This window comes from Reyranella humidisoli (assembly GCF_019039055.1).
GTDB lineage: Bacteria > Pseudomonadota > Alphaproteobacteria > Reyranellales > Reyranellaceae > Reyranella > Reyranella humidisoli.
In genome coordinates this window covers 99,486-113,029 of record NZ_JAHOPB010000004.1, presented here as the reverse complement: position 1 = coordinate 113,029, position 13,544 = coordinate 99,486, and the positions used below count along the sequence as shown (strand labels likewise).

Here is a 13,544-nt window from a genome sequence, read left to right as displayed (position 1 = left end):
GGCTCGCCGATCGTGCGTCCCTGGAAAGGCGCAGCGCTCACCACGTCATGCGGAAGCCCGCCGTGAAGGCGTGGGCGTTGTCCTGGCCGGAGACCTCGCCCTCGTAGCGCAGGTAGATCGAGGTCGCGTCGGCGATGGCGGTATTGGCCGCGAGGCCCATCACGACGCCGTCGCGCTGCGGCGCCACGCCGTAGGTCGTGAACGGCGCAACGGGTGCGCCGGCGAACGAGGCGGTCACGGGACGCGCCGTGTCGGCATACTCGTGGCTCCAGCCCAGGCGGACCTTCAGCGCCAGCCGGTCGCGCCAGCCCAAGTCCATCGAACCGCCCAGCTGCGCGCCCAGCACCGTGCGCAGCGAGTTCGTCGTCTGCTGCGCCACCGAGAGGTTCAGCGAGCCCGCCCCCGTCTCGGTGAAGGCGTTCTGGGTGCCGGTATAGGCCTGCAGCCGCACGAACGGCGTGACGAAGGCGTCGGCAAGACCGCCGAGGTCGAAGCGATAGCCGGTCTCGACCTGGCCGTAGAACTGGTTGGCGCCGGTGTTGCCGATCGCCGTGCGCGGCGCGAGGCCCGGGATCGCGATGCTGCGCCACATCTGGTTGGCGCTGTAGGCATAGCCCGCGATTGCGTCGGCATAGACCTTGTCCTGGCTGTAGTTGGCATAGAGCCCGGCCTGGAAGCTGTTGGAGTTGCCCAGCCCGCTGAAGCCCGAGACCCACTGGTTGGCGTTCTGGTAGCCCGCCGTCACGCCGACCCGCAGGCCCGGCGCCACCAGACGGTCGAGGCCGCCGGCGAAGCCGCCCGCGCTGTAGGTCAGCGTGCCGGCATTGGCGCCGCTGCTGGTCATCGTGCCCAATCCGCCCAGCGCGCCGCCCCAGGCGCTCCACAGCGCCGGCACCGTGCTGTCGCACGCCACATCGCAGGCCTCGGCCAGCGCCACGCGGGTCGAACCGCCCAGACTGACGCCGCCACCCGCCTGTCCCGCGAAGTTGCTCAGGAACATCTGGATCCCCTGCACCATCGTGCTCGAGAAGCCCGAGTAGTTCTGGCCGCTGATCGAGTTCATCACAGCCTGGCCCTGTTGCAGGGAGAGCGTGGAGAGAGCGCCGATGACCGTGGCATAGTCGCCCGTCGCACCGAGCGCCGTGGCGTCGAGAACCGCGGCGATGGCGGCCTGGTTCGGCGTTGTGGCCGCCTGCGCGAAGCCGCCGATCTGCAGGCTGAGATAGACGTTGTTGGCGTCGTAGCTGAGGCTCGGCTGCAGGAATGGCAGGGCGCTGCTGACCGAGGCGTAGGTTCCGTTCACGCCGCCCGTGGCGTTGAGCAGCGTGTAGTTCGTGCGCGCCGCGTAGATGCCGGCCTGCGGCACGACGAGCAGCGAGCTGCCCGCACCGATCGTGGCGGTGCCCGTGACATTGATGCGGTCGCTCTGGCGCGCGGCATTGACCTCGGACTGATACGCGCCGCCGTTCTGGCTGTAGTTCCCGCCGACGTTCAGCGTGCCGATCGAGTTGCCGGGTGCAACGACGCCGGTGCTGGTCAGGTCGCCGACGATCGTGCCGGTACCCGAGAGCACGCCCATGTTGGTGACGTTGCCGGTGATCGTGCCGGTGTTGCTGAACTGGCCCAGGCTGCCGTTGAACACCGAGCCCGTCAGCGTCCCCCCATTGGCCGCCAGCCCAAGGTTGGCGAGGCTGCCGTTGAAGGCGCCGTTGTTGGTGAAGCTGCCCCGATTCAGCTGCCACTGGAGCGACGTGTCGACCGTGCCGTTGTTGACGAAGCTGCCGCCGGCATTGACGGTGAGCTGACCATTGCCGCCGATCGTGCCGTTGTTGACCAGGCCGCCACCATTGTTGACGGTGACGTCGCCCAGGATCGAACCGGTGTTGGCAATCGTGAGAAGGCCGCCGTTCACGGTCGTTCCGCCCGCATAGGTGCCGGCGCCGCCCAGGGTGAGGTTGCCGCTTCCCAGCGTCAGGCCGCCAGGCCCCCAGATTGGGCCGGTCAGACCGGCCGAGCCGTTCTGCTGAACCTGCACCGTCACATTGTCCATCAGGTACGTCGTGAAACTCGCCTGGAAAGTGTCCGGCAGGTTCAGCATGCCCTGCAGGGCCAGCATCTGGATGATGCTTCCATTGCCCCGATAGTCGTGACTGACGGGGACGCTGTAGCCTACGAAGCCGTTCACCGGATCGTAGAGGTAATTGAGGTTTTCGAAGAAGGTGCGGCCGAGGTTGGTGAAGCCCGCCCCGTCCGTGACCTGCACGCCGTAGGGCAGGATGGAACTGCTGTCACCCAGGATGAAACTGTAGGCGGCCGTCGTTTGCCCCGGCAGAAAGACATCCACTGTACTGCCGGGCTGCAGGCAGTTGGTCTCCGCCTGTGTCCTAGCGCTGCACTGCCCCGTGCCGACCGGGACCTGGCCGGCGGTCGGCGCCGTGACGATCATGAAGGAGATGCCGCTATCGGGTAGCTGGTTCAGGGTCCCGAGATCGTAGGGTGGCTGTCCGTCGACCGTGATCGAGACCGACCCATTCTGGGAGCCCCATTGCACGGGGTAGGCGGTGCCACCGATGCTGTACCAGGACTGGTTGGTGCCGTTCGAAGGCAGGTTCTGGAAGGCGAAGCCGCTGGTGTTCTGGCTGTTGAGCCCAAGCAGGATACCCGGGGTGTTGCCGAGGCCGAGGCTCGGAAATCCGCTCATGCCGATGATGTAGCCCGGCTGCATGTTGCTGACGCCAGGGCCGCTCACCAGCGAGAGCAGCGGATTCATGTTCCATGAGTTGTTGGCCGCCTGCTGCAAGTCTTTACGTGCGTTAAGGTGCGGCTCGACCATGACGCCGCCGCGATCGAAGCCGACGCCCATTTGATGGAAGTCGCCTTTGGTGGCCGCGAGGATCGGAACCCGCGCGGTCACCGACTGGCCGTTTGCGCCATTGATCTGCACGTTCGTTAGGTAGAGGGAGCCCACCGGCTTGTCGCCCTTGGTGGAGTAATCGATGGTCGCATGGGGCGCGAGGACCGGATCGTTGCCGGGCGTGTAATACTTTGGGCCCGCCACAAGCCCGAGGGAGCCGGTATCCAAAATGAAATTATGGGGGTTTTTGTGGCCGTTGAGCGTCAGCGAGACGAGTACCTGGTTGGGCCCGCCAGCGGAGTTCGGCTCGGTGGTGAGCGGAACGAAAAACGTGCCGCCGCCGCCGTACATGTTCCAGGGTAGCGCCGATTGCGCCACGACCGGACCGGAAAACAACGAACACGCCGACAGGACGAGCGTTGCCCGCCAGACACCTTCACGGTTCACGCCTCTACTCCCCAGCACCCACCCTTTGCGACGCTCTGGCCGCTTCATGCCCAATCCTGAATGAAGCTCCGCCGAAGCTCAAAAAGAAAAAGCTGGTCCCTGTACGCCGGCGAGGGTAGGGGCCGGCGAATCAGAGCACGTACCCCCGTCGAGGGTGAGGCCGGCGCCCATCCTGTAGCCCGCCTCCCGGCTCGCCAGACAGGCGACCCAACCAACGGTCTCCGCCGCCTGTCCGCGCCTTGCGACAGTCGCCCACCCCGTGGATGCCGAGGAAGATGCCCTTCGCCGCGCCGATCCTGCGCGGCGCTCACCGCCCGATGGAACCTTCCTCTACCAGGTTATGCGGAAGCCGGCGGTGAAGGCGTGGGCGTTGTCCTGGCCGGAGACCTCGCCCTCGTAGCGCAGGTAGATCGACGTCGCATCGGCGATGGCGGTATTGGCCGCGAGGCCCATCACGACGCCGTCGCGCTGCGGCGCAACGCCGTAGGTCGTGAACGGCGCAACGGGTGCGCCGGCGAACGAGGCCGTCACGGGACGCGCCGTCTCGGCATACTCGTGGCTCCAGCCCAGTCGTACCTTCAGCGCCAGCCGGTCGCGCCAGCCCAGATCCATCGAACCGCCCAGCTGCGCGCCCAGCACCGTGCGCAGCGAGTTCGTCGTCTGCTGCGCCACCGAGAGGTTCAGCGAGCCCGCCCCCGTCTCGGTGAAGGCGTTCTGGGTGCCGGTATAGGCCTGCAGCCGCACGAACGGCGTGACGAAGGCGTCGGCCAGACCACCGAGGTCGAAGCGATAGCCGGTCTCGACCTGGCCGTAGAACTGGTTGGCGCCGGTGTTGCCGATCGCGGTGCGCGGCGCGAGGCCCGGGATCGCGATGCTGCGCCACATCTGGTTGGCGCTGTAGGCATAGCCCGCGATTGCGTCGGCGTAGACATTGTCCTGGCTGTAGTTGGCGTAGAGCCCGGCCTGGAAGCTGTTGGAGTTACCGAGGCCGCTGAAGCCCGAGGCCCACTGGTTGGCGTTCTGATAGCCCGCCGTCACGCCGACCCGCAGGCCCGGCGCCACCAGACGGTCGAGGCCGCCGGCGAAGCCGCCCGCGCTGTAGGTCAGCGTGCCGGCATTGGCGCTGCTGCTGGTCATCGTGCCGAGCCCGCCCAGCGCGCCGCCCCAGGCACTCCACAGCGCCGGCACCGTGCTGTCGCAGGCGACATCGCAGGCCTCGGCCAGCGCCACGCGGGTCGAACCGCCCAGACTGCCGCCGCCACCCGCCTGTCCCGCGAAGTTGCTCAGGAACATCTGGATCCCCTGCACCATCGTGCTCGAGAAGCCCGAGTAGTTCTGGCCGCTGATCGAGTTCATCACCGCCTGGCCCTGCTGCAGGGAGAGCGTGGAGAGAGCGCCGATGACCGTGGCATAGTCGCCCGTGGCACCGAGCGCCGTGGCGTCGAGAACCGCGGCGATGGCGGCCTGGTTCGGCGTTGTGGCCGCCTGCGAGAAACCGCCGATCTGCAGGCTGAGATAGACGTTGTTGGCGTCGTAGCTGAGGCTCGGCTGCAGGAATGGCAGGGCGCTGCTGACCGAGGCGTAGGCACCGGTCACCCCACCGGTCGCGTTGAGCAGCGTGTAGGTCGTACGCGGCGCGTAGCTGCCGGCCTGTGGCAGGACGAATACGGTGCTGCCCGCTCCGATGGTGGCCGTGCCCGTCGCATTGAGCCGGTCGCCCTGGCGCGAGGCGTTGACCTCGGCCTGGAAGGTCCCGCCGGCCTGCGTATAGTTGCCTGTGACGTTCAGCGTGCCGATCGAGTTTCCGGGCGCGACGACGCCGGCGTTCGTCACGTTGCCGACGATCGTGCCGCTGCCGCCCAGGCTGCCGCTGCCACCCACCGCCACATCGCTGGTGATGCTTCCGTTGACCGCGAGCAGGCCGCCGAAGATCCGGGTTTCACCGGTATAGGTGTTGTTGCCGGTCAGCGAGAGCTGACCTTTGCCGAACAGACTCAACCCGCCAGCGCCGGTGACGGAAGTGGCGAGCGAACTGGCGCCGCTGGCATTGATGCTCAGCCGGCCGGCGCCAAGGTCGAGCACGCCGCCGGAGCCGGACAGGTTGCCGATGGTCGGGCTGTTGCCGTTGAGATTGAGCTGCCCTGCGTTGATGGTCAGCGAACCGCCCGTCGGCAAGGCTCCCGCCGAAGCGATATTCAGAATGCCGCCATTGACGATGGTGCCGCCGGTGTAACCGTTGGCGCCCGACAGGTTCATCGTGCCGCTGCCGAGCGCCAGGCTGCCCGTCCCCACGATATCGCCGCTGATGGTACCGGTACCGGTCTGCTGAAAGGTCGTCGCGGCCATCAGGTAGGTCGGGAAGTTCGACGAGAAGTTGTTGTCGAAGGCGAGCGTGCCCTGCAGGGCGAGCATCGGCGTGACCGAGCCGCTTGGATCATGGTTCGATCCGCTCCAGCGATAGCCGACGAAACCGCCATAGGGATCGTAGAGATAGTCGAAGCCGCGAAAGAAATTGTGGCCGGTGTTCACATAGGGTGGACCATCGACCACCTGAACGTTGGTTGGCGCCACGCGGTCAGGCGTTCCAACCGTAAAAGAGTAGCTTGCGACGGTACCCAGCTGTCCCGGAAGTGAAATCGCAATAGTCGTGCCGTTAGGCGCATAGGTCTGTTCGCCCGCGACGAGACCGCTGCCCGGCGGCGGCGGTGACAGGAACATATACTCAATGCCGCTGTCCTGGAGCACGGTCCCGTTCATGGGGACGCCATTGGTCTTCACGCTCATCGTGGTCGGCTGGAAGTTGCCGTAGAGTAAGCAGTTATTCGTAGGCACAGAGCATCGCGGCACCGTGTTCGCGTACGGATTCGTATTCGGATTCGGATTCGGAATCGCCATCAGTTTCACGTAGGCGAAGTCGTTCAGGAACGCGCTGTCGAGGCCCAGCATCACGCCGGGCTGCGCCTGGTTGTTGGTGATGACGAAGCCCGCGCGCATGTTGGCGACCGACAGGTCGGATAGGTTCGCGAATCCGGTCAGGTTGAGAAACGGGTTGCCGCTGGGAGACAAAGCCGTCGCGGCGCCGGCGGCGGCGTTGGCGGACCCGCGGTTGAAACCCACTCCCATCATCCCGATCCCGGTAGGACTGGAATTGGGCTGGCACTGGCCCGTGGCTTGCTTGCCGGGCTCGCAGGTTATGTTGGTCACGAGAAGGACCGGCACCGTGGCCATCGCGGAGGTCTGCTGGCCGTTGACGACTGGCCCATTAATGAGGATGTCGGCGGTGTAGACGGTTCCTTCGTTGATGATGCCGCTGCTGGTGTAGGTGATGCTGCCCGAGCCCTTCGACGTGCCCGGTGCAGGCGTGAACCGATCCGAAGAGACGAGGATACCGGTCGACCCGGTGTCCATTACGAAGTTGGTGGATTTCAACCCGGGAGCTTCGCCCGGGATCGTGAAGGGCATCGACAGGCTGACACTCCCCATCGTGCCGTCACCCATCTGGCCACCGGCAAAGGGAACGTAGAAGGTCGAACTCGTCGTCGTCGGGTAATAGTTCCACGACTGGGCCGCCGCCGGCCCCGCGATCGCCATCGACAAACTGGCGACGAGCGTCGCCGACCAGCCACAATTCTTCACCCGCAACTCCTCCAGATCCCCCAATCCCCAAACCCGGCGGCGCCGCTTGCGTCAGCCCTTCGTCTTCGCCCGCTCGATCGCTTCGGTGATGAGGCGGCGGGCCTCGTCGACGTCGCCCCAGCCCAGCAGCTTCACCCACTTGCCCGGTTCGAGATCCTTGTAGTGGATGAAGAAGTGCTCGATCTGGTGGCGCGTGATCTCCGGCAGGTCGGTGTAGTTCTTCACATGGACGTAGCGCTGGGTCAGCTTGGGCGACGGCACGGCGATGATCTTCTCGTCGCCGCCGCCGTCGTCCTCCATGCGCAGCACGCCGATCGGGCGCACGTTGATCACGGCGCCGGCGATGATCGGGCGGGTATTGGCCACCAGCACGTCGATCGGGTCGCCGTCGTCGGACAGGGTATGCGGCACGAAGCCGTAATTCCCGGGGTAGCGCATGGGCGTGTAGAGGAAGCGGTCGACCACCAGGGTACCGGCTTCCTTGTCCATCTCGTACTTGATCGGCTCTCCGCCGATCGGCACTTCGATGATGGTGTTCACGTCTTCGGGCGGATTCTTGCCGATGGCAATGGCGTCGAGGTTCATGGCGCGATCCTGAACGAAGCCGCCGAAAAGCTCAAAAAGAAACCGGCGGCCCTTGCGGGGCCGCCGGTCCTTATCTTCTCGCAGACGGTGTGTCAGTCGTCGGCGTAGATGTCGCGGTCCTTGGTCTCGGGCATGAACAGGAGGCCGATCACCAGGGTCATGCCGGCCACCGCGATGGGGTACCAGAGGCCCGAGTAGATGTTGCCGGTCGCCGCCACGATGGCGAAGGCGGTGGGCGGCAGGAAGCCGCCGAACCAGCCATTGCCGATATGGTACGGCAGCGACATGCCCGAGTAGCGGATGCGGGTCGGGAACAGCTCGACCAGCAGGGCCGCGATCGGTCCGTAGACCATCGTCACGTAGATGACGAGGATGGTCAGGATGACGATGACCATCGTCATGTTGACCTGCTTGGGGTCGGCCGCGGCCGGATAGCCGGCAGCGCGGATGCCGGCGGTCGCTTCGGCGTTGAAAGCCCGCTCCTTGGCCGCGCCCTCGGCTCCCGCCTTCGCCTTGTCGAAGGAGGTCACCAGCTTGTCGCCGATCTTGATCTGCGCCGGGGTGCCGGCCGGGGCGGACTGGTTCGAGTAGTTCACCGAGTTGCGCGCGAGGAACGACTTGGCGATGTCGCACGAGCTGGTGAACGAGGCGGTGCCCGTCGGGTTGAACTGGAACGAGCACTCGTTGGGATCGGCGATCACCACGACCGGAGACTTCTCGATCGCGGCATTGAGCGCCGGGTTCACCGCGTTGGTGAGGGCATGGAACAGCGGGAAGTAGGTCACCATGGCGAGCGCGCAGCCCGCGAGGATGATCGGCTTGCGGCCGATCTTGTCCGACAGCCAGCCGAAGAAGATGAAGAACGGCGTGCCGATGGCCAGGGCCACGGCGATCACGATGTTCGAGGTCGTGCCGTCGAGCTTCAGCGTCTGGGTCAGGAAGAACAGGGCGTAGAACTGGCCCGTGTACCAGACCGCGGCCTGACCGGCGGTGCCGCCGAACAGGGCGATGAGCGCGATCTTGGCGTTCTTCCACACGCCGAACGCCTCGCGCAGCGGGGTCTTCGAACCCTTGCCCTCGGCCTTCATGCGCTGGAACGCGGGCGATTCCTGGAGCTGCAGGCGGATCCAGATCGAGACGGCCAGCAGCAGGATCGAAACCAGGAACGGCACGCGCCAGCCCCAGTCCGCGAACTGCTCGGGCGTCAGCGACAGGCGCAGCGCGAGGATGACCAGCAGCGAGAGGAACAGGCCGACGGTCGCCGTCGTCTGGATCCACGAGGTGTAGAAGCCACGCCGGCCCTGCGGCGCATGCTCGGCCACGTAGGTTGCCGCGCCGCCATACTCGCCTCCCAGCGCCAGGCCCTGGAGCAGTCGGCAGGCGATGAACAGGATCGGCGCCGCGATGCCGATCGAGGCATATCCGGGCAGCAGGCCGACGACGAAGGTCGCAATGCCCATCAGGGTCATGGTGACGAGGAAGGTGTACTTGCGGCCGATCAGGTCGCCCAGGCTGCCGAAGAACAGCGCGCCGAACGGACGGACCGCGAAGCCGGCGGCAAAGCCCAGCAGCGTGAAGATGAAGGCCGCCGTCGGATTGACGCCGGTGAAGAAGTTGGCGGCGATATTCGCGGCCAGCGAGCCCGCGAGATAGAAGTCGTACCATTCGAAGACGGTGCCGACGGAGGAGGCGATGATCACCTTCCTCTCTTCGCGCGTCATTGGACGCGAGTGGTCGTCTGCGGTGCCGGCTACGGCCATAGGCGTTTCTCCCTTATGACAATCGAATTGGACTCGATTGCTTAGAGATCGCCTTTAGTTGGACATGCGGGGTCCGTGCAATTGGACCAAGGTCACGCAAGACCAAAGTCGAATGCCGTCTGCGGAATTTCAGAAGCCGTGCGACGTCACCCGCGGAAGACCCATACGATCGCGGCACCGATGCAGAGCGCCAACGTCACGACACCCGCCATCTCCGCGTAGCGGAGGTAGGTCTTGCGCAGCACTTCGAGTAGCAGTTCGGGCGGGTAGTTGGGCGGCAGGTCCGCACCCTTGTTCAGGAGCACCCAGAGCTCCGTCGACTTGTGGTTCCATTTCGGCGCGTTGTACGCGAACAGGCCGAGCACCGATCCGTGCAGCGCCTCCAGGATCGCTCCCGACTTCAGGCAGAGCAGCAGGTCGTAGGAAAGGCCGAGCATGACCATGCAGATCGCCAGCAGCGCGAAGCCGCAGCCGCGACGCACGATGAAGTCCGCGAGATACTCGATCCGATCCATCGGCCCTCCGGGTGCAGCCTATTGCACAGCACCTGACATGAGCAAGACACGGACCAGGGCGGGGAAGCACAGAACCAGCGCGACCGCGGCCCAGACCCAGTTCGGACCGGGCGCCTCGCGCGAGGCGGGGACGGCACGCTCGATCAGGGCGGCCGGCACCCCCGAGACCAGCAGCGTCGTCGTCGCCACGATCAGACTGGAGAAATAGAACATGACGCTGGGATCGTTGGGCAGCCAGGGGGGTGCCCAGATGAGACTGTAGGCGGCGACGAGATGCACCAGCGGGGAGAAGATGCCGTTGAACACGGCCAGCCCCAGCACGAGGGCGAAGACCTGGTGGCGGAGCATCGTCAGCCTCCACCCGCAAGACGCGGCGTGAGGCCGGCCGACGCCATGGCGAAGTAGAAGCCGGTACGCAGCCAGAATAGCCAGAACGCCGTGATCAGCGGCAGCCAGCGCCGCGAAAGCGATACCGGCGTGACGAAGCCCACCGCGGCGATGGCCCATTCGGTAAGCCAGACGAAGGATCGCCAGATGTAGTTCTGCGGCTGCAGCGCCGGCACGAAGAACGACAGCGCCCAGCGCCCGATGCAGGCCCAGGCCACGAGCGACAGCCCGTAGTTCACGATCCAGAAGGGCAGGTAGCCCCAGAAGAAGTCGGGTTGGTTCATCGGTCCAAGTGGAAAGGGCGGGGCTTGCGCCCCGCCCTACCCTTCCTCAAGTCGCGGCGGCAATCAATGTGCCGCCTCGGCGTTGCGCACCGATCCGGCGGGTACCCGGATCGAATCGATGAAGTCCTGCATCTCGGCCGATGCCGGCTTGCTCACCCAGCCGGCGATCAGCATGGCGATGAAGGCCGCCGGAATACCGAAGATGCCCACCGAGATGTTGTTGATGCCCCAGATGTACGCAACGTCGCGACCGCGGATCTTCACGATGTTGATGTCGCCCATCCAGCTCAGGCTCTGCTTGACCCACGGCCCGTAGAACTCGGTCGCGATCAGGAAGAACATGCACAGGCCGAAGCCGACGATGATGCCCCAGACGCCGGCCGCATCGCCTGCCCTCTTCCACCAGATGCCGAGGACCAGGCCCGCGAACAGGCCGGCCGCCGCCATCGAGAAGGCCCACGACACCAGGAACAGGATGTCCGCCCCCAACGTGCCCGCCACGTAGGCGGCGACCAGGGCCACCAGGCCGAGAAGAACCCGGCTGATGACGAGGCGGCGCTTGGTGTCGGCGTTGGGGTCGATCATCTTGTAGTAGATGTCGTGGCTGAGCGCGTTGGCGATCGCGAGCAGCAGTCCGTCCGCGGTCGAGAGCGCGGCGGCGAGACCACCGGCCGCAACCAGGCCGGAGATCACGTAGGGCAGGCCGGCGATTTCCGGCGTCGCCAGCACGACCGCGTCGGTGTGCAGGCGGAACTCCGAGAGTTGCAGGATGCCGTCGCCGTTGCCGGTGACGCCCTTGCACAGCGCGAAGGTCTGGGCGGCGTTGGCGGCGTCGCAGGCGCCGACGAGGCCGATGCTGCCCCACGAGGAGACCCACGCCGGCAGGCTGGCGATCGGCTGCCCGATCACGTGCTGGTACACTTCCAGCTTGGCGAAGGCCGCGTAGGCCGGCGCCGTGAAGTAGAGCAGGAAGATGAAGAACAGCGACCACGCCACCGAGTCGCGGGCCTGCTTGACCGACGGCGTGGTGAAGTAGCGCATCAGGATGTGCGGGAGCGACGCCGTGCCGACCATCAGGCAGAGGATCAGCGCGAAGAAGTTCCACATCGCCGTCGGGCTGTAGGCGCCCTTGGCATCGGTGAAGGCCGAAGCGTAGGGCTGTGCGATGCCGAAGGTTTTCTCCAGCGCCTCGATCTTCTCAAGAGCCTGGCCGTACATGATCTGCGGGATCGGGATGCCCGTGACCTTGGCCGACAGCACGACGACCGGGATCAGGTAGGCAATGATCAGGATGATGTACTGAGCCACCTGCGTCCACGTGACCGCCTTCATGCCACCCAGCATCGAGCAGAGCAGGATGCCGAGCAGACCGACGAAGCAGGCCAGCTGGAACGGGATGTCGAGGAAGCGTGCGGTGATGATGCCGACACCGACGATCTGCGCGACGACATAGGTGAACGACGCGGTGATCAGGACGACGACCGCCAGGGCGCGGGCCACGTTGCCGCCGTAACGGGCGCTGAAGAAGTCCGGCACGGTGAACTGGCCGAACTTGCGCAGGTACGGCGCCATCAGGATCGAGACAAGCACATAGCCGCCGGTCCAGCCCAGTACGAACGCCAGGCCGCCATAGCCGCCGAAGTAGAGCGAGCCCGCCATGCCGATGAACGAGGCGGCGCTCATCCAGTCCGCGCCCGTCGCCATGCCGTTGTAGAAGGCGGGAACGGCGCGGCCGGCGACATAGTATTCGTTGACCTCGGCGGTCCTCGCCAGCCAGCCGATCAGCGCGTAGACGCCGAGGGTCAGGAAGATGAAGAGGTAGCCGAGTATGCGGTTCGGCACGCCCATAAACTCGAGGAGGCCGATGAAGATCGTGAACCCGATGAAGGTTCCGGTGTAGAGCGCATAGATGCGCCCGAGATTGGCGAGAAACCCGCCTTGGATGGCTGCCATGGTCGTTCCCCCGTCACTCGTCCTGGACGCCGAATTCGTGATCGATCTTGTCCTGGGACTTGGCGTTCCAGACGCACATCAGGACGAAGGCGATCAGCGAGCCTTGGGCCGCCATGTAGTAGCCCAGCGGAAATCCGATGATCCGGATCTGGTTGAGCTGCGGCGCCCAGAAGTGGATCACGAAGCTGAAGAAGAACCATGCGGCGAGGATGACCAGCATCAGCCGCTTCGTTTTTTCCCAATAGGCGGCCTGCTGCGAGGCCGTCAGTCTGCTTTCCGCCATGCTCTTGCTCCTCCAAAGACAATTGGAGGCGCCGATGCACAACCACCGCCGCGATGAGTTCGGGATTGCCCGATGGTACGCTGAACTCCCCATCGCCCGGTTTGCTCGGGCGCCTTGTTTCTTCATTTTCATTCAATCAGACTGCGTGAATATACAGCAGGTGTGATTCACTGTCAGTGCGGCTGTACCCCTACTTTAGTCGAATATCCATTCACAGGCCGTGCAGTCGACGAGAGAGCAGCATGCTTGCAGGGCTCAAGAGCTACCTTTTCCCCACGCGCATCCGCTCACGCGCGCAGCTCACGCGTTTCGTCAGCGGCGAGGCGTCCTACGTGGCCCAACGGTCGACCTACGAATTCTCCCGCAATACGCTGGCGTGGTTCGGCCAGTCGGCCTTCGGCGATCCCGCCTTCAACGACGCCTTTGCGGTCTGCCGCTGGGAAGCCTTCGCGGCCATCGCCGCCGACATGGCTTTCGTCGTGCGGTCCTTTCTCGACGGCGGCCCCGAGTTGGACCCCGCCCTGGTACGAACGTACGCCGACGCGCTGGGCGAATATCCGGCGCCGGTTCATCGGCCCGAAGGCTGGAGCGATCGCCATGCGGCCCTGCTCAGCCGCTTCGCCGGTGTCTCCTCCGATCATCGCCCCGACCTCAAGGTCATGGGACACAGGACGGGTGCGCTGATCCACGAATTCGTGCCGGCCCGGTCGAAGAACGCCGAGGAGGAACGCCAGGTGCTGGCCGCGGCCGTGACGTTCGGCCTGATCTCGTTCAACGATCGCCTGCCCAAACGCCTCGATCGCAACGCGTTGCTGGCCAATCTCCGCCTTGCGTCTTGAT

The 13,544-nt window shown here is 65.5% G+C and carries 10 protein-coding genes; 1 reads left to right on the top strand and 9 read right to left on the bottom strand.

Annotated elements, in window-relative coordinates:
* Positions 1 to 37: 37 nt before the first annotated feature.
* The 9 genes from KQ910_RS27325 to KQ910_RS26255 form a co-directional block, all read right to left on the bottom strand.
* Positions 38 to 3,301 (bottom strand): autotransporter family protein, encoded by a 3,264-nt coding sequence (locus tag KQ910_RS27325; RefSeq protein ID WP_216967029.1) that lies wholly within the window; start codon positions 3,299 to 3,301, stop codon positions 38 to 40.
* A gap of 330 nt (positions 3,302 to 3,631) precedes the next feature.
* A complete protein-coding gene (locus KQ910_RS27320) occupies positions 3,632 to 6,937 on the bottom strand; it encodes an autotransporter family protein (RefSeq protein WP_216967026.1) in 3,306 nt (1,101 codons plus the stop codon).
* A gap of 51 nt (positions 6,938 to 6,988) precedes the next feature.
* Complete coding sequence (gene ppa / locus KQ910_RS26285; protein WP_216967023.1) at positions 6,989 to 7,522, bottom strand: inorganic diphosphatase; 534 nt, start codon at positions 7,520 to 7,522, stop codon at positions 6,989 to 6,991.
* Positions 7,523 to 7,614: 92 nt separating this feature from the next.
* Positions 7,615 to 9,282, bottom strand: a complete 1,668-nt coding sequence (locus tag KQ910_RS26280) for an MFS transporter (RefSeq protein ID WP_439653339.1) — start codon at positions 9,280 to 9,282, stop codon at positions 7,615 to 7,617.
* A gap of 146 nt (positions 9,283 to 9,428) precedes the next feature.
* Positions 9,429 to 9,797, bottom strand: a complete 369-nt coding sequence (locus KQ910_RS26275; protein WP_216967020.1) for a hypothetical protein — start codon at positions 9,795 to 9,797, stop codon at positions 9,429 to 9,431.
* An 18-nt stretch (positions 9,798 to 9,815) separates the two neighbouring features.
* Positions 9,816 to 10,145 carry a hypothetical protein gene (locus KQ910_RS26270; RefSeq protein ID WP_216967017.1) on the bottom strand — a complete coding sequence of 110 codons (330 nt, stop codon included), beginning with the start codon at positions 10,143 to 10,145 and terminating at the stop codon, positions 9,816 to 9,818.
* A 2-nt stretch (positions 10,146 to 10,147) separates the two neighbouring features.
* Positions 10,148 to 10,468, bottom strand: a complete 321-nt coding sequence (locus KQ910_RS26265) for a hypothetical protein (protein ID WP_216967014.1) — start codon at positions 10,466 to 10,468, stop codon at positions 10,148 to 10,150.
* Between the two features lie 63 nt (positions 10,469 to 10,531).
* Positions 10,532 to 12,421 carry a sodium:solute symporter family protein gene (locus KQ910_RS26260; protein WP_216967011.1) on the bottom strand — a complete coding sequence of 630 codons (1,890 nt, stop codon included), beginning with the start codon at positions 12,419 to 12,421 and terminating at the stop codon, positions 10,532 to 10,534.
* 13 nt (positions 12,422 to 12,434) lie between these two features.
* Positions 12,435 to 12,704, bottom strand: coding sequence for a DUF4212 domain-containing protein (locus tag KQ910_RS26255; RefSeq protein WP_216967008.1), 270 nt, complete (start codon positions 12,702 to 12,704; stop codon positions 12,435 to 12,437).
* Between the two features lie 242 nt (positions 12,705 to 12,946).
* On the opposite strand from KQ910_RS26255, the gene KQ910_RS26250 reads away from it, so the two are divergent.
* On the top strand, positions 12,947 to 13,543 hold the full coding sequence (locus KQ910_RS26250; protein WP_216967005.1) for a hypothetical protein: 597 nt from the start codon (positions 12,947 to 12,949) through the stop codon (positions 13,541 to 13,543).
* The last annotated feature ends 1 nt before the right edge of the window (position 13,544 follow it).